The sequence below is a fragment of the Exiguobacterium sp. s160 genome (assembly GCF_018617575.1).
Taxonomy (GTDB): Bacteria; Bacillota; Bacilli; order Exiguobacteriales; family Exiguobacteriaceae; genus Exiguobacterium; species Exiguobacterium aestuarii_A.
Genome location: NZ_JACSKK010000006.1, coordinates 1 through 23,430 on the forward strand (window position 1 = coordinate 1; position 23,430 = coordinate 23,430).

Annotated in this window: 23 protein-coding genes; 6 read left to right on the forward strand and 17 right to left on the reverse strand. The window is 47.6% G+C overall.

Translation table 11 applies throughout. From position 1 onward, the window contains the following. Positions 1-205 precede the first annotated feature (205 nt). Together KNO86_RS11320 and KNO86_RS11325 are read left to right on the forward strand one after the other, a co-directional pair. Entirely contained in the window at positions 206-1,438 is a 1,233-nt protein-coding gene (locus KNO86_RS11320) for an MFS transporter (RefSeq protein ID WP_214696297.1), read from the forward strand. Between the two features lie 53 nt (positions 1,439-1,491). After that, entirely contained in the window at positions 1,492-1,887 is a 396-nt protein-coding gene (locus KNO86_RS11325) for a thiol-disulfide oxidoreductase DCC family protein (protein WP_214696299.1), read from the forward strand. A gap of 34 nt (positions 1,888-1,921) precedes the next feature. Here KNO86_RS11325 and KNO86_RS11330 read toward each other — a convergent pair whose 3' ends face one another. From KNO86_RS11330 to mutY, 4 genes are all read right to left on the reverse strand, one after another. Then, on the reverse strand, positions 1,922-3,670 hold the full coding sequence (locus KNO86_RS11330) for an ABC transporter ATP-binding protein (protein ID WP_214696301.1): 1,749 nt from the start codon (positions 3,668-3,670) through the stop codon (positions 1,922-1,924). A 39-nt stretch (positions 3,671-3,709) separates the two neighbouring features. Beyond that, positions 3,710-4,252, reverse strand: a complete 543-nt coding sequence (gene ntdP, locus KNO86_RS11335; protein WP_015880896.1) for a nucleoside tri-diphosphate phosphatase — start codon at positions 4,250-4,252, stop codon at positions 3,710-3,712. 89 nt (positions 4,253-4,341) lie between these two features. Continuing rightward, positions 4,342-4,767 carry a hypothetical protein gene (locus KNO86_RS11340; protein WP_214696303.1) on the reverse strand — a complete coding sequence of 142 codons (426 nt, stop codon included), beginning with the start codon at positions 4,765-4,767 and terminating at the stop codon, positions 4,342-4,344. Continuing rightward, a complete protein-coding gene (mutY, locus tag KNO86_RS11345; RefSeq protein WP_214696305.1) occupies positions 4,754-5,788 on the reverse strand; it encodes an A/G-specific adenine glycosylase in 1,035 nt (344 codons plus the stop codon). The genes KNO86_RS11340 and mutY overlap by 14 nt, the downstream gene beginning before the upstream one ends. Before the next feature lie 88 nt (positions 5,789-5,876). Here mutY and KNO86_RS11350 point away from each other — a divergent pair, with 88 nt between their 5' ends. Then, the gene (locus KNO86_RS11350; protein WP_026826711.1) at positions 5,877-6,860 is read left to right on the forward strand and encodes a metal-dependent hydrolase; all 984 of its coding nucleotides are present in this window, start codon (positions 5,877-5,879) and stop codon (positions 6,858-6,860) included. Between the two features lie 26 nt (positions 6,861-6,886). Here KNO86_RS11350 and KNO86_RS11355 read toward each other — a convergent pair whose 3' ends face one another. Further along, positions 6,887-7,420 (reverse strand): YceI family protein, encoded by a 534-nt coding sequence (locus tag KNO86_RS11355; protein WP_214696307.1) that lies wholly within the window; start codon positions 7,418-7,420, stop codon positions 6,887-6,889. 223 nt (positions 7,421-7,643) lie between these two features. Between KNO86_RS11355 and adh the strand changes: the two genes are divergently transcribed. From adh to KNO86_RS11370, 3 genes are all read left to right on the forward strand, one after another. Continuing rightward, the gene (gene adh, locus KNO86_RS11360; protein ID WP_214696309.1) at positions 7,644-9,164 is read left to right on the forward strand and encodes an aldehyde dehydrogenase; all 1,521 of its coding nucleotides are present in this window, start codon (positions 7,644-7,646) and stop codon (positions 9,162-9,164) included. Between the two features lies 1 nt (position 9,165). Then, positions 9,166-9,528 carry a DUF779 domain-containing protein gene (locus KNO86_RS11365; RefSeq protein WP_214696311.1) on the forward strand — a complete coding sequence of 121 codons (363 nt, stop codon included), beginning with the start codon at positions 9,166-9,168 and terminating at the stop codon, positions 9,526-9,528. Between the two features lie 120 nt (positions 9,529-9,648). Continuing rightward, positions 9,649-10,374: a nuclease-related domain-containing protein gene (locus KNO86_RS11370; protein ID WP_214696313.1), complete on the forward strand. Its 726-nt coding sequence runs from the start codon at positions 9,649-9,651 to the stop codon at positions 10,372-10,374. Positions 10,375-10,413: 39 nt separating this feature from the next. Here KNO86_RS11370 and KNO86_RS11375 read toward each other — a convergent pair whose 3' ends face one another. From KNO86_RS11375 to recX, 12 genes are all read right to left on the reverse strand, one after another. Next, the gene (locus KNO86_RS11375) at positions 10,414-11,484 is read right to left on the reverse strand and encodes an ABC transporter substrate-binding protein (protein WP_214696315.1); all 1,071 of its coding nucleotides are present in this window, start codon (positions 11,482-11,484) and stop codon (positions 10,414-10,416) included. Continuing rightward, on the reverse strand, positions 11,481-12,275 hold the full coding sequence (locus KNO86_RS11380; RefSeq protein ID WP_074033109.1) for an ABC transporter permease: 795 nt from the start codon (positions 12,273-12,275) through the stop codon (positions 11,481-11,483). The genes KNO86_RS11375 and KNO86_RS11380 overlap by 4 nt, the downstream gene beginning before the upstream one ends. After that, complete coding sequence (locus tag KNO86_RS11385; RefSeq protein ID WP_074033108.1) at positions 12,272-13,093, reverse strand: ABC transporter permease; 822 nt, start codon at positions 13,091-13,093, stop codon at positions 12,272-12,274. The genes KNO86_RS11380 and KNO86_RS11385 overlap by 4 nt, the downstream gene beginning before the upstream one ends. Then, on the reverse strand, positions 13,080-14,186 hold the full coding sequence (locus KNO86_RS11390; protein ID WP_214696317.1) for an ABC transporter ATP-binding protein: 1,107 nt from the start codon (positions 14,184-14,186) through the stop codon (positions 13,080-13,082). The genes KNO86_RS11385 and KNO86_RS11390 overlap by 14 nt, the downstream gene beginning before the upstream one ends. A gap of 21 nt (positions 14,187-14,207) precedes the next feature. Next, positions 14,208-14,747, reverse strand: coding sequence for a helix-turn-helix domain-containing protein (locus KNO86_RS11395; RefSeq protein WP_214696319.1), 540 nt, complete (start codon positions 14,745-14,747; stop codon positions 14,208-14,210). A gap of 150 nt (positions 14,748-14,897) precedes the next feature. Next, positions 14,898-15,167, reverse strand: a complete 270-nt coding sequence (locus KNO86_RS11400) for a YfhJ family protein (RefSeq protein ID WP_214696321.1) — start codon at positions 15,165-15,167, stop codon at positions 14,898-14,900. Continuing rightward, positions 15,164-15,478, reverse strand: a complete 315-nt coding sequence (locus tag KNO86_RS11405) for a YfhH family protein (protein WP_074033104.1) — start codon at positions 15,476-15,478, stop codon at positions 15,164-15,166. The genes KNO86_RS11400 and KNO86_RS11405 overlap by 4 nt, the downstream gene beginning before the upstream one ends. Positions 15,479-15,549: 71 nt before the next feature. Then, on the reverse strand, positions 15,550-16,728 hold the full coding sequence (locus KNO86_RS11410) for an RtcB family protein (protein WP_214696322.1): 1,179 nt from the start codon (positions 16,726-16,728) through the stop codon (positions 15,550-15,552). A gap of 9 nt (positions 16,729-16,737) precedes the next feature. Continuing rightward, positions 16,738-18,783 (reverse strand): ABC transporter ATP-binding protein, encoded by a 2,046-nt coding sequence (locus KNO86_RS11415; protein ID WP_214696324.1) that lies wholly within the window; start codon positions 18,781-18,783, stop codon positions 16,738-16,740. A 22-nt stretch (positions 18,784-18,805) separates the two neighbouring features. After that, entirely contained in the window at positions 18,806-20,530 is a 1,725-nt protein-coding gene (locus tag KNO86_RS11420; RefSeq protein WP_031421113.1) for an ABC transporter ATP-binding protein, read from the reverse strand. A 321-nt stretch (positions 20,531-20,851) separates the two neighbouring features. Further along, positions 20,852-22,492 (reverse strand): L-lactate permease, encoded by a 1,641-nt coding sequence (locus tag KNO86_RS11425; RefSeq protein ID WP_214696326.1) that lies wholly within the window; start codon positions 22,490-22,492, stop codon positions 20,852-20,854. Between the two features lie 48 nt (positions 22,493-22,540). After that, entirely contained in the window at positions 22,541-23,353 is an 813-nt protein-coding gene (gene recX / locus KNO86_RS11430) for a recombination regulator RecX (RefSeq protein WP_214696328.1), read from the reverse strand. Positions 23,354-23,430: the final 77 nt, after the last annotated feature.

The following is a 23,430-nucleotide window of genomic DNA, read 5'->3' on the forward strand; positions in this document are numbered from 1 at the left end:
CTTAAGTCGCGATGCGGCTCCGGGATTGCCTGCGGAAAGCGTGGGCGCCGGAAGGACGAGTTCGAACATGTTATTTGTCAACAAGCTGAAGAGATGCGTAAGCATCTCTTTTTTCTTTGTATAAAAGGGGACATCTTCACCAAAATTGTCTCTTTTTATTGAGCACCGTCCCCCATTACAGTAGAACCAAGGAGGTGCTCATAATATGAAATTTAAGGATTTTCCATTAAACGTCCGCTTGCGACTCGTTTGTGGATTTTGCATTCGAATCGTCGGCTCTGCCATTTTCCCATTCATGGCGCTCTACTTTTCAGAAGAACTTGGTAAAGTGCCCGCCGGAATCATCATGACGTCATTCGTGATCGTCGGCTACTTGACCGGCCTATTCGGTGGGTACTTCTCCGATCGGTTCAATCGGAAAGTTATCTTACAAATTGGTCAGGTGATTCAAATCATCTGTTTTCTTGGTATGACCGTCGCCATTCACCCATCGAACAACTGGGCACTCGTCGTCGCCATCCTTTACTTCGGGCATGCCGTGTCGAACGGATTGAACTATCCGGCACTCGAGGCGATCGTCATCGATTCGATGGAAGAGTCGAATCGAAAAGCCATCTATGTATATGACTATTGGCTCGTCAATTTGGCCATCGCAGGAGGCGTCATGCTTGGAGGTGCCTTTTATCGAGACCATCGCTTCGGCCTCTTCATCGGCATGACAATCGTTCTTACAATCACGACGATTGTGCTTCAACGTTATTTGGTCGATACGTATAAAGGAAACCGTTCGACTCCATCAAATCCGATTCACGGGGTCATCGAAAACTATGAAATCGCGTTGCGCGATCGTCGTTGGATCACCTTCGTCCTTGGAAGCATGCTCGTCTTTTCGACCGAGTTTCATATGGCGAATTACATCGGTGTCCATTTAGCCGAGTCATTTGAAAGTCGACAAATTCTCGGAATACCGTTTGACGGGGTACGCATGATGGCTTTTATGCAACTTGAAAACACGTTGCTCGTCGTCGCCATCACGTTCGCCGTCACCGCATTCGTCAAGCGGTTTAAAGAGAAAGCCGTCTTCTTCGTCGGATTATCGTTGTACGTGACGGCCTATGCTGCCATCACATCGATGAATTCCTTCATCGTTCTCGCTGCACTTGCAATCATCTTTACGATTGGTGAACTTCTCTACTCTCCGATTCGACAAGTGAAACAAGTCGATTTGCTCGACCCTGAGCGACGCGCTTCTTATCTTGCATTCGGCGGCCTGACGTTCCATGGTGCCAAACTCGTCGCGGCAGCCGGTATCGTCGTCGGTGCGTTCATCGGTCCTATCTTCATGAGCGGGTATATCTTTATCTTTGGTGCCCTCGGTGCTTACTTGTATTATGTATCGCTATATAAGATGCAACCCGCTCGCCAACTCGCGGCTTGACGTTTAACATGAAGACAAAACGGTAAAACAGTACGATGAAGGAGGCGAAGCACTTGCCTGCGATTGTGTTATTCGATGGAGACTGCAACTTTTGCGATGCCAGTGTCCAGTTCATTATTCGTCACGACCGACATGCCTCGATTCACTTTGCATCGCTCCAAAGCGAAGTCGGTCATTCGTATCGAGCACGACACCGAATCCCAGAAGCAGTCGACAGTATCGTCTACATTGAAGAAGGTGTTCCTTACTTGAAATCAGACGCAGCGATTCGGATTGCCGAGCACCTTGATGGCCGTTGGCGCCTGCTCCGATTCATCCGATTCGTACCCAAATGGATTCGTGATCGCGGATATGATCTCTTCGCCAAACATCGAACACGTCTATTCGGGAAGAAGGAAGTGTGCACGCTCCCTTCCCCCGATGTGCGTAAACGATTTTTAGACCACTAAAAAAGTCGAGCCCTATACGGACTCGACTTTTTCGTTATTCAACTACGGCTAAATCTTGAATCATATACAAATCATAATAGGCACCACGACGACGCATCAGTTCTTCGTGCGTTCCTGTCTCCATGATTTGTCCGTTCTCGACAACGACGATTTGATCGGCGTCGGTGATCGTCGACAAGCGATGGGCAACGATTAACGTCGTCCGCCCTTTCGTCAGACGAGCAAGCGAGTCTTGAATCATCGCTTCACTCTCTAAGTCGAGCGCACTCGTCGCCTCATCTAGAATCAAAATCGGAGGGTTCTTCAAGAACACACGCGCGATTGCAAGTCGTTGCTTTTGTCCCCCGGAGAGCTTGACACCTTTCTCCCCGACCGGTGTCGCATATCCGTCTTGCAGTTTCGAGATAAACTCATGGGCGTTAGCCGCCTTCGCCGCTGCGATGACTTCTTCATCCGTCGCATCCGGATTCCCCATGCGGATGTTCATCGCGACCGATTCACTGAAGAGGACGGAGTCCTGCATAACCATTCCAATCTGGTCACGGAGCGCACGCAATTTGAAATCACGTACATCGACCCCGTCGATTTTGATACTTCCATCCGTCACGTCATAGAAGCGTGGAATCAGACTGACCAGTGTGGACTTTCCGCCACCGGACATCCCGACGAATGCCACGCGTTCCCCGGAGCGAATTTGAAGGTTCACATCGTCCAATGCCCGTGTCCCGTCCTGCTCATACGAAAAGCTCACATGCTCAAGATCGATTTTACCTGCTGTTGACAGTGGGACGAATCCGTTCGGTTTCTCCTTGATATCATATGTCTCATCCAAGAATTCAAAGACACGGTCCATCGAAGCGACCGACTGCGTGAGTGTCGTCGCCGAGTTGACGAGACGTCCGAGCGGCGCATAGAGACGGTCAATATAAGCAATGAACGCAACGAGCGTACCGAGCGTTACCTGTTCTTGAATAACGAGCCACGTCGCCGTTGTGAAGATGAGGATCGGCGCGATATCTGTGATGGTTGACACGACGACATACGTTTTGGCGTTCCAACTCGTATGTTTAAGCGCCGCATTCAAGAACCCGCCGTTCTGTTGTTCGAACGCCTTGTTTTCATATGGCTCTAGCGCAAAACTTCGAATGACCGCCATCCCGTTCACACGTTCTGTCAAATGTCCCTGAAGATCAGCGAGCGCTGCCGAGCGTTCACGCGTCAAGCGACGCAACCGTCCATAGAAATAACGGACCGCAAATGCATAGAACGGAAGTGGTAAGATGGCAATCAGTGTGAGTTGTGGATCAATCGTATACATGATTCCAATAGCGATGAAAATTGTAATCATATCGAGCCAAATATTCATCAAGCCGGTGATGACGAAGTCTTTCGTCTGTTCGACGTCGTTGATGATCCGCGAAATGATTTGCCCCGTCTTATTGTTTGAATAAAAGCGAAGCGACAACTTCTGGACGTGATCGAACAGTCTGTTCCGCACATCGAACAAGACACGGGTCGCGGCCCACTGTGCCAAATATTGACGCAAGTATTCAATTGGTGGCTTGAGAACCAGGAAGACGAAGAAGACGATACTGAACAACCAGACAAGCGTCGTATAGTCCTGTCTCGGCGCATCGTCACCTAAATAATTATCAATGACATATTTATACAATAACGGTAATCCGAGCGGGATCGAAAACTTTAAAATCCCGACGAAAATCGTTAGGGCAATTTGTTTTTTATAAGGTTTAACAAATTGCAGATAACGTTTAATACTACCCATAGTTCCTCCTTCATTAAGAAAAAAAGCGGAGATGAGGAATCATCTCCGGTAACGTGCTTCGTATTCGCGATACCATTCATCGACGAATGTTGGGTTGAACGGCCCTTTCCGTCCTCGAATCCAGTTGATCAGTTCTTGCACGTTCTGCTTCAAGATTCGATCAATCGCTTTCGGATAATTCATCTCGCGACGATGCCGCTCATATTCATCTTCATCTAAAATCGTATACGACATATCCGGGAACACCTTGATGTCCAAATCGTAATCGATATATTTGATGGCACGTTCATCCCCATCAAATGTAGTCGGCGAACCTAGATTACAGTAGTAGTAAATCCCGTCTTCGCGAATCATACAGATGACATTGAACCAATACTCAGATGAAAAGTAGCAAATTGCCGGCTCACGCGTTCTCCATTGCCGACCGTCTGATTCACTGACCATGATGCGGTCGTTGAATCCGATCATATCCGTTTTTGACGACTGAAGGACGAGCGTTTCTTCCCAAACGCGATGCAAAGTTCCGTTGTGCTTGTAGCTCTGTATCTCGATTTTGCTACCTGCTTTGGGAAATAAGCTCATAAGCTCCTCCTTTCCGCTGTGATGCTATACAATTCTCATATTTAATTATAGCGACTTTCAGAACCAATGAAAAAGGAAATCTCTTATTTTCAGGAATTTAGTGTTTTTTGGAAGGCCCGTGCCCGTTCCTGAAACATCGGACGAAGCACCAAATATTCGACGAGTATGTTCGGGACATAGCTATCGAACGTCACTTCGTCAATCATGACCGCCTTTCCGTCACGCGACTCGACACGGTGCACGTGCGTGAACCGTTTGAACGGAAACGGCAGTGTCTTCCCTTGATCACAGAACGCACGGTTCCCTGAAATCGTGATGGCACTATTCCAGGGCAATTCTATTGGACCGACCCCTATTAACAACTTCACTTCATTGCCTTCGACCGAGGCACCATCCCCCATTAGACGTACTTTAGGAAACTTTGTCAGCTTCGTCAAAAGCGAAGCATCCTGTAATAGATCCCATAGCGTATCAACCGTCGTATCGTATGTCGACTCTACATCAAATCGTCTCACTTTCACCACCTGCCAATCGTTCTAGTTTTTGTTGAGCCACAGAAACCGTCTTCACCTCGCGCTCCGAGGCATCTAACCAGACGACATCATCGGTCGGGAGCGTATCGACTCGATATAAATCGATATACCAAACGATATGGGAGAAGACGTGTTTCACTTGCCCGAGATAAGTTCCGTTTACCTGTTCCCCCGTTCCTCGTTCGGTAAGCGGATATTGCCACATCCCAGCGAGCAGTCCTTTTTCTGGTCGTTGTTCATAGGCGACTTTCCCATCTTTTTCGATACATAGCGCGTCATACATTTCGACACGTGCCGCTCCTTTTTTCGTTTTCACCGGCAGCTCATCTTGAACGTGGTGGGCATACGCATAACAGGTGTCTTGGACCGGACAGAGCGAGCACATCGGATTTTTCGGTGTACAGACCGTCGCCCCTAATTCCATGACGCCTTCATTAAAATCGGACGCATGAGTCGGATCCATCAAACGACGAACGACTTGTTCAAACAGTTTACGCGTCTTCGGTACGGCGATATCGTCATAGATCCCGAATTGTCGGGACATGACACGCATGACGTTCCCATCGACTGCTGGTTCCGGTTGGTTGTAAGCAATCGACAACACCGCTCCCGTCGTATAAGGGCCGACTCCCTTCATTTTTTCGAAACGTTCCTTCTCTTCGGGGACGATGCCATCATAAACAGAAGCGACTTCTTTGACTGCCTCGTGTAAGTTTCGGATGCGTGAGTAATAACCGAGACCTTCCCAATATTTGACGACTTCGTCTGTTTCAGCAGAAGCGAGCGCCTCAAGTGTCGGGAAGCGTTCCATAAAACGGTTGTAATACGGAATGACTGTATCGACTCTCGTCTGTTGTAACATGACCTCACTCACCCAAACACGATATGGATTTTTCGCATGACGCCAAGGTAAATCACGCTTTTCACGATTGAACCATGTGACCAATTCCTCATTGAATTGATGAATATTATAATTTGTGAACAATTTATCAAGATTAAGCATTGTGTTTCCCCTCGTTTTAAAAATATTGTATGATAAATAGGAATAGATGACGTTATATTGTGTTTATTGATGGAGGTGCTGAAGCACATTGGATACTGCGACACACATTGGTATGGGACTTGGTTTAAGTGCCATCGCGACGCTCAGCCCGGAGGTGTCAGGTGATGCACAGATGTTTCTGGCCATGACAGCCACGGCTCTCGTCGGCTCGCATGCACCAGACTTCGACACCGTCTTTAAGTTAAAAGGAAATAGTACGTATTTACGCCAGCATCGCGGTCGTTCACACGGAATCACCGCACTGCTTGCTTGGCCGATTATCGTCAGTGCCGTCATCGGTACGGTGCTTGGCGTCAATCCCGCCTCCCTATGGGTCATGGCACAAATCGCTGTGTTGTTACACGTCACGGTCGACTTGTTCAACGCTTACGGGACGCAAGCGCTACAGCCATTTTCGAAAAAATGGATTGGCTGGGGTGTCATCGGAACGTTTGATCCGTACTTGTTCTCTGCTTATTACGGTGCATATGCATTATGGATGATTACCGGTGCGACTGTCCCTATTTTTGCATTGCTCATTGCGCTTGTCATTAGTTACTATGCAATTCAGTTTAAATTGCGTAACCGTGCGCTCGCTACTGTGGCACGACACTTTGCCGGTGCACATGAACTATTTATCTCACCAGGAATCGGTTGGGATGATTGGCACGTTGCCGTCCGTTTCCGCGATGGTCTCGGAGCCGTGAAAGTGAAGAAAGGGAAAGTCATCGAGTGTGGTCGCTTCCGCGACAAACCGATGCCTGGGGAAGAAGATCTTCATTTCGTCGAAGCTCGAAAAAATGCAGATTTACAGGCGTTCCTCGAGTTTTCAAAAATTCACACGTATACCGTGACACGCCATAACGGAATGATTGAATATCGTTTCACGAACTTACGTTATTTCTCAAAAAATATGTATCCGTTCGTCGCTGTAGTCATCGTAGACGAACAGTCAAACGAAGTATTATCTTCCTTTACTGGTTGGGTATTCAGCGAAGATAGCCTTCAGAAAAAACTAGTATACGAACAATAAAAAGTCGCTCGGTTGAGCGACTTTTCTTATGCCTCGGCTTCAGTGAATTGCAACTCGAACTCAAACTTGACTTTCTTATCGACGAGAACACCTCCCGCTTCGAGCGCTTGGTTCCATGTTAATCCATAATCTTCTCGGTTGAGAGAACCTTCCCCTGAGAACGCGTGTTTCATGTTCCCCCAAGGATCTTTTGCACTTCCCTCATACTCGACTTCGAACGTTTCTTCCCGTGTCGTTCCTCGAATCGTCAAATCCCCTGTCAATTCAAACTCACCGCCGCCTTTCGAGCGGAATGATGTCGATTGAAACACGATATGTGGATATTCTTCTGCATTGAAGAAATCTCCTGAACGGAGGTGATTGTCTCGATCCGAATTGTTTGTATCCACGGATGCTGCCTGAATCGTCACTTTTACGCTCGCATTTGCCAAGTCGTTCGGGTCTCCGTTCGCTTCGATATCAAACTCTTTAAATTCGCCTTTCACCTTTGAAATCATCATATGTTTAACGGTAAAGGTTATGGAACTGTGCGCCGGGTCAACTTGATATGTCTTCGCCATGTTAGTTCACTCCTTATAGGTAATTGAATGATGTACACAATGTACTGATTACCACAAATCTTGACTTCAAAACGTTTTTATAAAAGATTGACAAATTATTGTCAAAAAATTTTGACTTTTATCACAACAAACCATTACGATGAAAAAAGGGAGTCGTTCGCTTACCTAAAAATGTAAGCGCATACATAACTCCTCTATCTCGTATGAAAAGGGAGGAACGAACATGATTTATGAAGTACCGAACTCAGCAGGAACGAAAGTACAGTTTAAGGACCGTTACGAGAACTTTATTAACGGAAAGTGGACCGCACCGGCTGGTGGAGAATACTTTGAAAACACATCTCCTGTAAATGGGAAAGTATTATGTGAAGTCGCCCGCTCAACGAAAGAGGATATTGAACTCGCATTGGACGCTGCACATGCAGCAAAAGATGATTGGGGCAAAACGTCCGTCGCGGAACGTTCTGTCATCTTAAATAAAATTGCTGATCGCATGGAAGAAAATCTCGAGATGCTCGCTTATGCAGAAACGTGGGAGAACGGTAAAGCTGTTCGAGAAACGCTCAATGCCGACCTTCCGCTCGCAATCGATCACTTCCGTTACTTCGCCGGTGTGATTCGTTCACAGGAAGGCGGAATCAGTGAACTCGACAACGATACAGTCGCCTATCACTTCCATGAGCCGCTCGGCGTCGTCGCTCAAATCATTCCATGGAACTTCCCAATCTTGATGGCGGTATGGAAACTTGCTCCGGCACTCGCGGCTGGAAACTGTGTCGTCTTAAAACCAGCCGAACAAACACCTTCTTCCATCATGGTCCTCATGGAACTGATTGAAGACTTATTGCCACCAGGTGTCGTGAACATCGTCAACGGCTTCGGTCTCGAGGCAGGTAAACCGCTCGCATCGAGTGACCGTGTCGATAAAGTCGCCTTCACAGGCGAGACAACAACTGGTCGCTTGATCATGCAGTACGCTTCACAAAACATCATCCCGGTCACACTCGAGCTTGGTGGGAAATCTCCGAACATCTTCTTCGCAGATATCATGGAAGCCGATGATGATTTCTTCGATAAAGCGATTGAAGGCCTCGTGATGTTTGCCTTAAACCAAGGTGAAGTTTGTACGTGTCCGTCTCGTGCATTGATCCAAGAATCCATCTATGACAAATTCATGGAGCGTGTGCTCGAGCGCGTCAAAGCGATTAAACTCGGCAATCCGCTCGATTCGGACGTCATGATGGGTGCACAAGCATCGAACGAACAAATGGAGAAAATCCTCTCTTACCTTGAAATCGGGAAAGAAGAAGGCGCGGAGTGTCTCATCGGTGGAGAACGTAACATGATGGATGGAGACCTTGCGGATGGGTATTACATTCAACCGACCATCTTTAAAGGTCATAACAAAATGCGCATCTTCCAAGAAGAGATTTTCGGACCGGTCTTATCGGTAACGACGTTCAAAGATGATGCGGAAGCACTCGCCATCGCGAACGATACGCTCTACGGACTTGGGGCAGGCGTGTGGACACGTGACATGAACCGTGCCTACCGGTTCGGTCGTGAAATCCAAGCAGGTCGCGTCTGGATCAACTGCTACCATTCATACCCGGCACATGCTGCTTTCGGTGGGTATAAAATGTCTGGGATCGGTCGCGAGAACCATAAGATGATGCTTGGTCATTATCAACGGACGAAAAACATGCTCGTCAGCTACAGCGAACAAAAGCTCGGGTTCTTCTAAGATGGTAAAACGAGTCGAGGCCACCCCCGCCGCGCTCGAACTGATCGAACGTCTAAAATCGAAACACGGTCCCCTTCTCTTTCACCAATCAGGAGGCTGCTGCGATGGAAGTGCACCCATGTGCTTCCCTCGTGACGAGTTTATGATTGGTGACCACGATGTACTCCTTGGGGAGATCGGAGAGACACCGTTCTATATCCACGAGAAACAATATGATTATTGGAAGCATACACAACTCATTATCGATGTGGTCGATGGTCGAGGCGGTATGTTTTCCCTCGAGGGTGTCGAAGGGAAACGATTTTTAGGACGTTCTCGAGTCTTTACAGAAGAAGAGCGTGACGCGTTAAAACATGAAGCATGACAGAAAGGACCCATTCCGATGGGTCCTTTCTCATTTTCAAAAAACGATTATCCTTAATTGTAAAAAATATACATATATAATTGATTTCTTATGTATAGTGGAGAAAAAGGGAGGCCTTCGATGACTACATTACTTACCGAATTATTAGAGAATATATTTGTGACCTTGCTTGTGATCTTCACACCGATTTTTCTCATACTCGCATCCATCATCGTCTACAAGATTAGACGCTACAAACGAAGTCAATACTATGAACAGACACGGCATTCATATGTCAAAGTCGTTCAAGATACAGGCCTTTATGGTGAATATTTGTGTGTGGCAGACATCGAGTCAACATTCTCTCAACCGCTCATATTGACGAATCTTTATTTGCCTCATCCCTCAAAGAAAGATCGAACAACAGAGATTGATGTCGTCTTCATCAATCAGGCTGGAATCCATGTCATTGAATCCAAAAATTATAGTGGATGGATTTTTGGGCGTGCACGTGACAAATACTGGACGCAGACACTTCCCCGTCGTAGAAAACATCGCTTCTTCAACCCAATCAAACAAAATGAATTACACCTGAAAGCCATTGAGCAAGTTCTCGGACTCGACCGAACACATCTCCATTCATGGATTGTATTCAGCAATCGATCTACACTGAAACAAATTGAGTCATCAGACGTTCCCGTTTTGAATCGTCAACAATGGGCTAAACAGTTGACCACCTACCAAGATTTCGTCTTCGACCAAGATGAACAAATACAATTATATGAGACCTTATTATCTTTCACACAAGTCGACGCAGCTGTCATGATGAAACATGTCGAGGACATCGAATCAGCTTATAAGCGGTAAAAAAACATTCCCCACTCGTAATGAGTGAGGGATGTCTTGTCATTTACTCTGCATTTTAAAGCGCAAATACAATTCGTTATAGTAAGCGTTCATCCGCTTCCCTAAGTTTTCATACACTTCAAGTTCTTGCGTCACGTCGCGAGATGGGTAGAACCGCTCATCTGATGTGACTTCTTCATCTAAAAACTCGAGTGCCGCTTCGTTCGGAGTCGAATAGCCGACATAGTCCGTATTACGGGCTGCAATCTCGGCATCTAGCATGAAGTCGATGAATTGATGCGCACCATCTACATTTTGTGCCGTACTCGGAATCACGAGGTTATCGAACCAAAGATTCGTCCCCTCTTCTGGAATGACATACGTTAGTTCTTCATTTTCGTACATGATTTCCGACGCATCTCCAGACCACACGACAGCCGCTGCTGCTTCACGGTTTGCCATCAACATTTTAATTTCATCCCCGACGATTGCTTTGATGTTTGGCCAAAGCGTTTCTAACTTTTGTTCCGCTTCAATCAACTCATCTTTGTTCGTCGTATTGAGCGAATAGCCGAGCGAGTTCAAGCCGAAGCCCATTACTTCTCGTGTTCCGTCTGCAAGAAGGATGTCATTTTCAAGCGGCATCTCCCACAAGTCGTTCCACGATGTGATTTCACCATCGACCATTTCGGGATTATAGACAATCCCGACCGTTCCCCAGAAGTAAGGGACCGAGTACTTGTTACCTGGGTCAAACGATTTATCGAGAAAGCGTGGATCGATGTTATCGAAATTCTCAAGCTTCTCGTAGTCGATTGGAAGCAACAAATCCTCTTCAATCATCTTACTAATCGCATAGTCTGACGGGACGGCTACATCGAACGCCGTACCCCCTTGCTCAATTTTCGTGAGCATCGCCTCGTTCGAATCGAACGTCTGATAGACAACTTTTAGTCCACTCTGTTCTTCGAACTCACCGATCAAGTCCTCATCGATATAGTCTCCCCAGTTATAGACGACAAGCGTATTGTCGCCACCAAATCCTTGCGCAGCGTTCAGTTGCTGAATCCAAAGAAGGAGACCGAAGCTGACAATCAACGGAACAGCCAGCATGATGATTAATTTTTTCATCGTCTAACCTCCTTTGCTCCTCGTTGCGCCAACACATAATATCCTATGACAAGGATGAGGGTGAAGACGAACAAAATCGCAGATAACGCGTTGATTTCAAGCGAGATTCCTTGACGAGCCCGCGAGTAGACTTCTACTGCAAGTGTCGTGAACCCGTTCCCTGTCACGAAGAACGTGACTGCAAAGTCATCTAACGAATACGTGAGTGCTGTGAAGAATCCGGCGAACACACCTGGTGTGATATAAGGGAGAATGACTTTCGTCAACACATCCCATGTACTTGCCCCTAAATCACGTGACGCATCGATCAACGTCGGACTCATCTCTTGAAGTTTCGGTAATACTAAGATGACGACAATCGGAACCGAGAACGCAATGTGCGACAAGAGAACCGAATAGAAGCCTAACTGAATCCCGAGCATCGTGAAGAGAATCAAGAACGATGCCCCGATGATAACGTCCGGACTGACAATCAAGACGTTGTTCAAAGACAACAGGGATGTCTTCGTATACTTTTGTTTCGCCGTATAGATGGCGAGCGCCCCGATGACACCGAGCACGGTCGAAATTGTCGCCGATAATAGGGCGATGACGATCGTGTTCAAGACGATGACAAGAAGTCGCGTGTCCGTGAAGAGTGACTTATACCACTCAAGGGTGAATCCTTCGAAGTTACTCATCGTCCCGCCGCTGTTGAACGAGTAGAAGACGAGATATAAGATTGGCGCGTATAAAATGAAGAACACGGCCGCCAAATATAGGTTTGATAGTTTGAATCGTTTACGTTTCATCGACGGACCGCTCCTTTCGCACCCCAGTCACGCGTGATGACCATGACGAGAACCATCGCCAAAATCAAGAAGACGGCAATCGTAGATCCCATCCCCCAGTTTTGCGTAACGAGGAATTGTTGTTCAATCGCCGTACCGAGCGTGATGACACGGTTTCCTGCGATCAGGCGTGTGATCATGAAGAGTGACAACGCTGGAATAAAGACAATTTGAATCCCTGACTTGACGCCGTCAAGCGTCAACGGGAAGATGACACGTCGGAACGTCGTCCAGTTCGATGCACCTAGGTCGCGCGATGCATAGACGAGAGATGGTGGTAATTTTTCAATCGCGTTGTAAATCGGCAAAATCATGAACGGAATGAAAATGTATACCGAGACGAAGACGAAACTGAAGTCCGTAAAGAGAATCTGCTTCGTTCCAATCCCAATCGCCTCTAAAAACTGATTCGTGATGCCGTACGTTCCAAAAATCCCGAGGAACGCGTACGCTTTTAATAACAAGTTAATCCATGACGGAAGCAAGATGAGCAAGAGCCAAAGCTGTTTATGCTTCGTCTTCGTCAACAAATACGCCGTCGGGTACCCGACGAGTAGCGAGAAGAACGTAATCAGGAACGCGTACCAAAATGATGATAACGTCATCGACAAGTACGTCGAAGAGAAGAACGTCTGATAGTTCTCTAAACTCAAGTTCCCGTCGATATCAAAAAACGAGTAATAGACGACGAGGACGAGTGGCGCGACGACGAATAAGGCAATCCAAATCCAATATGTCGTCAAATATACCGTCTTTGCGGTCTGGTTAGTTTGATTCATGAGGGACCTCCTCATAGGATTCGAGACGACGGTCGAACTCTTCTTCTGTCTCTCCTAATCGCATGACGTGAATCGCTTCCTCGTCAAACGTCAATCCGATTTTTGATCCGACGGTCGACTTCTTCGTCGAGTGAACGAGCCACTCGTTCCCTTCTTGGTCGTAACAGCAAATCTCATAGTGAACGCCGCGGAACAGTTGTGAATCAACATCGACAATCAGTTTCGCAGAATCGATGGATGTCATCTCCAAGTCTTCCGGACGAATGATAACCTCGACTTTTTCGTTACGGTCAAACCCTTGGTCGACGCAATCGAACGTTTTGCCAGCGAACGTGACGACATTGTCTTCTGGCATGACACCCGGTACGATATTCGATTCTCCGATGAAGTCCGCGACGAAGCGGTTAATCGGTTCGTCGTAAATATCAGTCGGCGTCCCACTCTGAACAATTTTCCCGTTGTTCATGACGAAAATCTCATCGGACATCGCGAGCGCCTCTTCTTGGTCGTGTGTGACGAAGATGAAGGTGATGCCGAGACGTTGTTGCAACTCACGTAATTCATATTGCATTTCTGTACGAAGTTTCAAATCTAAGGCAGACAACGGTTCATCGAGGAGGATGACCTCTGGCTCGTTCACGATTGCGCGGGCGATGGCAACACGTTGGCGCTGTCCACCTGACATCTCATCGATTTCGCGCGAGCCGTATCCTTCTAAGTTAACAAACTTGAGAGCCTGCTCCACTTTTGCTTTGATGTCTGCTTCTTTCAACTTTTTAATGCGGAGACCAAACGCGACATTTTCAAATACGTTCAAATGAGGAAACAGCGCATAATCTTGAAACACGGTGTTCACTTGTCGTTTGTTGGCGGGTACATCGTTGATTCGCTTCCCACTGAAGTGAAGATCACCTTCAGTCGCGTCGGTAAATCCAGCGATGAGACGTAGGATTGTCGTCTTCCCACATCCCGATGGACCGAGAAGCGTATAAAACTTCCCACGCTCAATCTCAAAACTGATATCTTCTAGGACGACGGTGTCGTCGTAACGCTTTGACACGTGGTCAAAACGAATAATTGTCTCTGCATTCATGCTGTTTCCTCCTCTATTGACTTATAAATATGAATGAGTCGCTACGATGAGACATTCACTTTCGCCATCGTGATCGTTGACGAGTTGGTGTGAGTCCGAGGCGACATAATACATCGTTTCTCCCGCCTTGGCAAAGTAGGTGTGATGACCTAACTTCAAAGCCACTTTTCCGGACAAGACATATACCAATGTCTCTGAGCGGGACGGTTCATATTGTTTGAATTCTCCATTCTTGCAAAACGTGACGAGAATTGGCTCCATTTCTTTCTCATTCGATTCCGGAATAAGCCACTCCGTTCGATATTTTCGTTCCTCATCCGTATACGTGGTGCGATCATCGACGGTGTATACGACTTTTTGATTCAAGTCTTCATCGAAAAACTCTTTCGGGGAACTCCCGAGGACATTCAATAAATCGAATAACGTTTCTAGTGAGGGAGAGCTTAAATCCCGCTCAATTTGAGAAATGTATCCTTTACTCAAATCGGTACGTTCCGCCAGCTCCTCTTGGGTCAATCCTTTTTTGATCCGGAGCCGCTTAATGTTTTGACCTACTTCCAACGACTGAACGCCTCCTTTTTGTTTAGTGAAACATGAGTTCAACTAAAGAAAGTTTATCTATACTATACTTTAAAACAAACTATTAGCGACCTTCATTATAACGAATTGTTGAAGAATTGCAATAAAAAAATCACGCCCCAAGGACGTGACTCAGTGTAAGTTCCGTTTAGACATCAAATGCTTGAACTTTTCGTTTTTCGTTTGGAACAGATGGAGCTGTGCCCCATATGCATCGATCTGTTGAATGACGTATTGGAAAGCCTTTGCCTCTCCCGGATACGGTTCGCCCGCCTTGGCAAGTGAGGTCTCAAAATCTTCCCATAACACTTCGACCCACGTCACCGCTTCTGAATCGTTCAAGACGTCGTTCTTCTCTTTTAGAATGGCCGCGAGTCGCTCGTATTGTTCGTTTCGGTTCATCGTTTCACCTCCGACAATTCAGAGAGCGGGATGGCCCGTTCTGTCATGTCCCCTTCAAACGTACCCCAACCCATGACACCGTTGACGAATTTTAAGCGGAACGGCTGGTCGTTGTAGTTGACGACATATGTTTCACCGGGACGAAACGAAGTCGGGTCGACCAAATAGCTTTCGGCAATCGCAATCCGTCGAAGGACAACTTCGATTTCGCTGACCATGCCCATTTGTTCAGCCTTCCGTTTTCTCTCATGCAAGGCTTGAATCTCCTGCTCTAACTCATATTTCGATAAATCACTTAACCGCTTTTCCATTTCGTTCACCTCGATGTAAGCGTATCAGATTTTGCGAAAAAAAGAAAAAGACGAGACTGAGTGAAATCCACTCAGTTCGCCTTGAAGTTGTACAACGGTTTGATGACTTGGTCGATGCTGACCGCTGGTTCGATATAACGGACGATCTCGTTCATCGATTTGTAGACGAATGGTGACTCATCCACCGTAGACGGTCGAACCGAAGTCGACCAAACGCCTTCCATCGTACGTTTAAATTCTTTGAAGTCGACGCGTTTGCGCGCGGCTGAACGGGACATGATCCGACCTGCTCCGTGAGGACCAGAGAAGTTCCAGTCTGGGTTCCCTTTCCCCGTACAGATGAGCGAACCGTCTCGCATATTCATCGGAATGATGACACGCTCTCCTTCTTGCGCGGAGATGGCTCCTTTACGAAGAATCATCGCGTCATGGTCGATATAGTTGTGAACGGTGTCGAATTGATCGACGACGTTCCACTTCATCGCTTCCACAATCACATCTGTCATCGCTCGACGGTTCGCTGCTGCGTATTGTTGGGCGATTCGCACGTCGTGCATGTAATCGTCCATGTCCTCCCCTTCGACATAAGCCAGGTCACGGAATGGTTTCCGCGCTTCACGTTCCGCTTCCAGATACGTCGAGATCTCTCCCTGCCGTCCAGCATCCTTCAATCGTTCGATTGCTTCTTTTACATCTCTCGTTTCCATCATGTGTTGAATCGCGCGCTCTTGATAATGATCGGCAATCTGTACCCCGAGATGGCGCGAACCCGAATGAATGACGAGAAACGTACGTCCCTGGTCATCCTGGTTCACTTCAATGAAATGGTTCCCCGAGCCGAGTGACCCGACCGAGCGCAAGGCACGGTCGAGTTTATACGGCGCTCGAACCGCTTCAAGTGGAAGTTCAGACGCGTACGGATGAACCGTCTCGCGAATGTTCATCCCGCTCGGTACGAGTTCGCGGATCACGTCATCGAGTCGCTGAAAGTCGATTCGTTTTGCTTTGATTTCCGTACAAAGCATCCCACACCCTAAATCGACACCGACCAAGTTCGGTACGACTTTATCGTGAATCGTCATCGTCGTGCCAACGACTGACCCTTTCCCGGCGTGCATATCCGGCATGATGCGAATCGATGCTCCTTCTGTGAACGGTTGGTCAAGAAGGGTTTGAATCTGATTCCTCGTCATGTCATCGATTCGTTCATTGAATACTTTGGCGCGGTTATATTTCCCCGTGATTTCCATGTGACCTCCTTAACTGATTGCTTGTTGCTTACTTTGTAATTCGTGCATTCGAGCATAGACACCACCGAATTCGATGAGCGACTGATGATTCCCACGCTCGATGATTCGACCATGGTCGAGAACGAGGATTTGGTCCGCTTCCCGAATCGTAGAGAGTCGGTGCGCGATGACAAACGTCGTTCGACCGTACGTGAGTGTTTTGAGTGCCTCTTGAATCAGCGCCTCGGTCTCCGAGTCGACACTCGCTGTCGCCTCATCGAGAACGAGGATCGCCGGGTCAAAGACGAGGGCGCGAGCGAAGCTGATCAACTGTCGTTCCCCACTCGAAAGGGAAGCACCACGTTCAATCACCGGTTCATCGATTCCTTTTGGCAACTGTTTCACAAAACGATCCGCCCCGACGGCCGTGAGTGCGTTCCACACCTGTTCGTCCGTGATTGTCTCGTCTCCTAGCGTGACGTTCGTACGAATCGTCCCAGTGAAGAGAAACGGGTCTTGCAAGACAATTCCGAGATGGTCTCGTACCGCCTGAGTCGGGAGCTTCGTCACATCCATCCCATCGATGCGAAGAACACCTTTCGACGGGTCATAAAAACGCATGAGCAAATTCATAATCGAACTCTTCCCACTGCCTGTATGTCCGACAAGGGCAATCGTCTCACCCGGAGCCGCGTGTAGTTCAATCTGTTGTAACACTGGTTTCCCAGCTTCATAACTGAATGTCACGTCATCAAAGACAACTTCCCCTTTAAATCGTGGAATGCGTTCCGATGAGACCGGCTCTCCTTTTTCATCGAGCAACTGGAACATCCGGTCGGCCGATACGAGCGCTTGTTGAAGCGGTGATAACTGGTTCATGATTTGTGTCACCGGCTCAAAAATCCGTGAGACATAATCGATATAGGCATACAAGATCCCGAGTGTCAGGATGCTTCCCCCACCGAGTGTTTGGGCCCCAACAAACCAGATGAGTAAGGCGAGCGCCATGTTTCGGAAGAAGTTGACCAAGTTGTGACTCATCAACGCATCCAACTTCAACAGTTTCCGTCTCGTTTGGAAGTTGTCACTGTTCTTCTCGTTGAATTCGTCATAGACGAGATCTTCGCGGACGTACGATTGAATGATTGGCATCGTCTGAATGCTTTCATTCAACTGTGCATTCATATCCGCGACGAGTGCGCGGACACGGAAGTTATTTTTTGTCGAGAAGCGTTGGAACAGCTTGATCCAGACGATGACGACCGGGATGATGATGAGTGAGACGAATCCAAGACGTACGTCTAAGAAGAACATCGCAATGAGTACTCCAATCATCATGACCACACTTTGGAAGACACGGGCAAGTACTCCTAAATACAAGTCCCGAATCGTTTCCGTGTCGTTTGTGACACGGCTGACAATCTTCCCGATTGGCGTCTGGTCAAAATAGCGGACCGGGATTGTTTGCAAATGCTTCATCACGTCGAGACGCATCGTCTTCACGATACTGTGCGCCGAACGTTGCAAGAGCATCTGTTGTCCCCAGTTCAATCCGGCTGCGAGTAGCAATAGGACGACATAGAGACCAGATAGCATGAGCACTGCTCGTAAATCTGTCTGATAAAACTGGAACACGTCAGTCGATGAGAGTGAAACGATATTGTCATATGTCGCCGTCTCATCACCTCGTGTAATTGTCAGCACGTCTCCTTCGACATCTCGAATCCCCCCGCTCATCACAGCATCAGGGACGAGATAGTATCCGTCCGTCATTTGCACGATAGAGACAGGCTGAATCACCTCTTGACCGTCTAGTCTCGTTTCTTTCTCATACGATTCTCCATTAAAGGAAACACTACCGCCGGATTCGACTTGAACCCAGTCACGCTCGATGGCGACGATATGCTCATCGATAATGATTTTGGCGATATACGGTCCGGCAAGTTCTGCGCCGACCGCTAAAAAGAGTAATGTCAGTCCGAGGAAGATGGAGCGTTTCACTTGTTTGGCATAGCCAACGAGTGAGCGGATCGTCTTCTTCCGGCGGACCGGATCTAATTCATATTGATCGATCATGAGAGATTCCCCCTTTCCCGGATTACTCCGACTCTCCTTGTCGAATAAATTGTTCATAGTACCAACCGTGTCGTTCCATCAGTTGGTCATGGGTGCCGCGCTCGGTGACTCGTCCGTCTTGAAGGACGAGAATTTGGTCGGCATGTGCCACCGCGGAAAGACGGTGCGCCACGATGAAGGTCGTCTTCGCCTCACGGCTCGTACGGACCGAATCGATAATGCGAGATTCCGTTTTCGCATCGACTGCTGAGAGCGAATCGTCAAGAAGTAGAATCTCAGGATTTTTCAGTAAGGCGCGTGCAATCGATAATCGTTGTTTTTGTCCACCTGACAGCATGACCCCTTGCTCCCCAACGACGGTATCGAGACCGTTCTCCAAGTGTTCGATGTCTGTATCGAACGCTGCGAGATGAATGGCTCTGTCGAGTGCTTCATCCGAGACATCATCCACTCCGAAACGAATGTTATCACGCACCGTTTTTGAGAATAAGAGATGCTCTTGTGACACATAGCCGCTCCAACCACGGACCGTTTCAAGTTTAATGTCCGAGATCGGCACCCCGTTCACGAGAAGTGAATCATCAATCGGATACTCCCGGAGCAATTGACGTAACAACGTCGTCTTCCCAGCTCCAGTCGGTCCGACAATTCCAATCGTCTCACCACGCGAGACGTGCAGGACGATGTCCTCTAACGACTCCCGATTCGCGTTTGGATAACGGAATGAGAGCGATTTAAAGGTGATTTTCTCCGGTACATCGATGTGAACCGTTCCGGTTGACGAAACGTCCGGTACCTCATTCATCGTCGTCTCAATCCGTTCCAAGCTCGCCGTACCTCGTTGGACGACGTTGATGAGTTCCCCGAAGGCATACATCGGCCAAATCAACATCCCTAAATAAATGTTGAAGGAAACGAGCTGACCGAGCGTGATGTCGTTCGTAAAGACGAGATACGTCCCGAATGAGAGCCCAATCAAATAACTGAGTCCGACAAGAAGTTTGATGACCGGTTCAAACAACACGTCGATTTTAGCGACATGCATGTTTTTCGCCATGACATCGTCTGTAATGTCATCAAATTTTTTCGTGTCCGCCTCTTCTTGAACGAATGAACGGACGACCCGGAGACCTGAGATTGACTCGACAACTTGGTCGTTCATTACCCCGAACGAGTCTTGAGCTGCCGTGAAGCGTGTATGGATTTGGCTTCCGAGTTTATTCATCGACCAGGCGAGAATCGGCATCGGTAAAAGTGCCGCGAGTGTCAACTTCCAATCGATGAATACACCCATAATCGTCAACGCGATGAGCGTCATGTTGAACGAGTCGACCAATGTCATAACCCCGAATCCTGCTGTCCGCTCAACTGCTTTCAAATCATTCGTCGCGAGTGCCATCAAGTCACCCGTACGATGTTGTTGATAAAAGCGGGGCGTTTGTTTGAGGAGGTGACCGAAAAAACGTCCTCTCAATTTCTTTTCAAGTAAAAAGGCTGTCCCGAATAGTCGGGCGATCCACAAGTACGACATTACATAAGACAACACCATGATGCCTAAAAGTGATGACACAATGAGGATCAATCGTTCTGTCGTCAAACTTCCTTCACGAATCGCATCGATCGCCTGTCCAATAATCCACGGTGGCAGCATATCTACAACTCCCGTGATGATGAGTAAGATGATGGCTATCACGTACGTCCGTTTCTGTCTTTTAATAAACCAATCTAATTGTTTAATCAGCTTCATGACTGATTTCCCCCTTCCGTCCTACCCCATCTAAGCACGCAAAAAAGCGCACTCCACCTGATTGTGCAACCAATCAAATGAAGCGCGCTTGAAGTAGTCTTCAATCTTTTGCATGGTCAGGGAAAGGACACTACCCCTATCCAGCTGCCAAAGTCACGCAGTTAAATACGAGTAGCCATATGATGTTTTGAGTGTGTTTGTAAGTGCAATGTTGTTCATCATTCTGGCTCCTCTCGTTTCATAGTTTTAAAATCTACTCAAACCTTAGCAGACTGTTCTGAAAATTGTCAATATTATTTTGTAAAAAAATTGTAACTTGATTCAGTTTAAGAAAAACATGCCCAAAATGAGACCGATGATCCCTGTTGCCGTGACGTAATAAATCATCGGCATGAGCGTGTATCGAATGATGGTCCCTTCTTTACCGAGCAGTCCCGCAACGGAAGCAACCGCTACGACGTTCAACACACAGATCATGTTCCCCGCGTTCGCCCCTGCCATCTGCATCGACAAGGCGAGCGTCTCGTTGATTCCGACAGACTCGGCTACGTTTGTTGTTAAACTTGAAAACATCATGTTTGAGAAGGTCGCCGAGCCCGAAACAAAGGCGCCGAGCGCCCCAATCCACGGTGCGACGAGTGGCCACACCCCGCCTAACGTGTCAGCAGCTGCCGTTGCAAGTTCGAACGGCATAGACTCAAGTCCCGCACCACCATTTTCGGAGTGGATGAAGATACGGACCATTGGAACAGAAGCCGCTAACGTGATTGCCGTACCGACGACTCCAAGCGTCGTCGCCTTGAAGACCGACGTCACTTGTGACCAACTCATATTGTGTAGGAAGAATGTGACGATGATGGTCAAGATAAACATGAATCCTGGTGAATAGAACGGTTCCCAAGAAGTTGAAATTCCTTCGACCCCTAGTATGTTCTGAAGGTCGATGCGGACACTACGTGTTAACTCATTTAAAAACGGAACAATACGCGTTAATATCAAGAAAACAGTTAGAATAAGGTAAGGCGCCCAAGCTTTCCATTGAGGTAGTTCACGAAGGTTGGATTTCGAGGTCGTTTTTTCAGCTGAAGGTTCTACTTCATCCGCATACCCATCGAACGTCCATACGCGCTTCGGCATAAGAATTCCTTTACGAGCCATTGCGACGAGGATGACGAGACCCGTTAGTCCACCAAGCATCCCACCGAATTCAAACCCGAGGACACGTGTCCAAACATAGGCCGGTATACTGTACAATAACGCGGCCACGATTGCGATTGGAAATACTTCGAGGGCCGGTTTGATCGACTTCTCCTTACTGAAGAAACGGGTTAACATCAAAATTAAAATAAATGGAATGAATAGACCGACCACCATATCGATCAATACAGTCTGCAAGACGACATCTGTAATTAATTCAATCGACTCGGGCTGGTTCACGTCGAGCGAAAGACCATTTCCAATCCCGATGAGTGCCGGTGTCCCGACCGCACCGAACGTGACGGCTGATACGTCCGCAGACAGTGCGATCACGACAGCGGCAATCGGCGGAAAACCGAGCGCCATCAAGAGCGGTGCCGCAACCGTCGCCGGTGTACCAAATCCTGAAGCCCCTTCAATAAATGAAACGAATAACCATCCGACAATCAAAACTTGAATTCGAGGGTCGGGTGTAATGTTGACGAATCCGGAACGAATTGCGTTCATCCCGCCCCCTTCTTTCATCGTATTCATCATTCCGATTGCTCCGTAGACAATCCATACTGTCGTGACGGCGATGACGAGTCCTTGTAATGTCGCCGCCATAATTCGTGTCGCATCCAATTGCCAGACGAAGAACGCTAAAATCGCCGTCGTCACAAGTGACAAGGGCATGGCTACCGATGCAGGTAAACGCATAATGACCAATAAGATGAGCACGGCCACAATCGGTGTCAGTGCTGTAATCCATTCTAAAATCGTCAATGTAGACCCACCTTTTCGTGTTTTCCCCTACCGTAAACAGATGTCCCATCACGATTCTTCTTCAGCGATTCGATCTAACGTACGTTCAATCACATCATACGGAAATCCTTTGCGCCGAAGCTGCATCTTCATGCGCTGTTTGCGTTCGAACGCGTCGTATCCGCTGAACTTCCGACTCAACTTCTCAGCCTGTTTCAGACATGCCGCAACCTCGACATCTTCGTCCTCTTCTTCCCAAAAAGTATGAATCGCCTCTGAAATAATATCAAAGGTAAACCCCCTTTGCATCAGGGTTTGTTGAATTCTTTGTTGCACTTCTGTGGCAGAACGACGATTCGTTTCCAGTTGTTTCCTTTTCACGAACTTTCCAGCCTTCTCGACGAGATCTTCGTGTGAGATTGATTCTAATACGGATTCAACAACGTCCGTTGGGATTCGGAGCTGTTCGAGCTCACGTTTAATTTTGATCGGCCCACTTGGACTCGTGTTGAATTTCGTTTGGACATACGCTTTTGCGAACTCCTCATCATTCAAATAACGCTGCTCGATTAGTCGCGTGATGGCATGTTTGATAGCAGATTCACTTAACTCTTTCTTCACGAGATAGTCCCTTACCTCTGAAATGGCGCGCATTCGATACGATAAATAATTGATGGCCAACTTATAGGCTTTCTGAGCTTCTTCCGCCTCAAGGACGTCTTGCACAAAATCGTCTTCGAGCTCCATCCCTTTTGTGAGCCCGTACTTGATGAATACGTCAACATCGATGGCGAACGCAAACTCCTCTTTCCCCTCCCGTTCGATGAAGACGTTCAGTCGATCTTGGTTCTTCTTTTGGGTCGTGAACTTTGCAATTTTCACAACGACTCCCCTCCATTCCATGTTTCTAACATATCACGTTCAAGAAACGTAGAGGATTTTTGATAAGTTAGAAGAAA